Below are 526 nucleotides of genomic sequence, written 5' to 3'. Positions count from 1 at the left end.
GCCCAGCAGACCGACAAGGGCTTGCTGCTGGCCGGCCAGGCGCTGGAGAGCCTGCGGCAGAAGCGACGCATCCTGCCGGCGTTGAGCGTGATCGACCGGGCTTGCTCGGAGGCCATTGCACGGGCCAATCGGCGGGTCTACCGCGCCCTGGTCGAACCTCTCACCGACTCGCATCGGGCCAAGCTGGACGAGTTGCTTAAGCTCAAGGCCGGCAGCAGCATCACCTGGTTGACCTGGCTGCGGCAGGCACCGCTGAAACCCAACTCCCGCCACATGCTTGAGCACATCGAACGGCTGAAGACATTTCAGCTGGTGGACTTGCCCGAAGGCCTTGGCCGGCACATCCACCAGAACCGCCTGCTCAAGCTGGCCCGCGAGGGTGGGCAGATGACGCCCAAAGACCTTGGCAAGTTCGAGCCGCAGCGACGTTATGCGACCCTGGCCGCCGTGGTACTGGAGAGCACTGCAACCGTGATTGATGAGCTGGTGGATCTGCACGACCGCATCCTGGTCAAGCTGTTCAGCG

At 64.3% G+C, this 526-nt stretch carries 1 pseudogene; it reads left to right on the top strand.

The features are described from left to right. Positions 1-526, top strand: a pseudogene (locus ACZRKZ_RS27770) (Tn3 family transposase); the annotation flags it as partial.

The organism is Pseudomonas sp. c313 (genome assembly GCF_055407145.1).
Note: the sequence above shows the minus strand (reverse complement) of the source record. Positions and strands in the feature narration are given on the sequence as shown.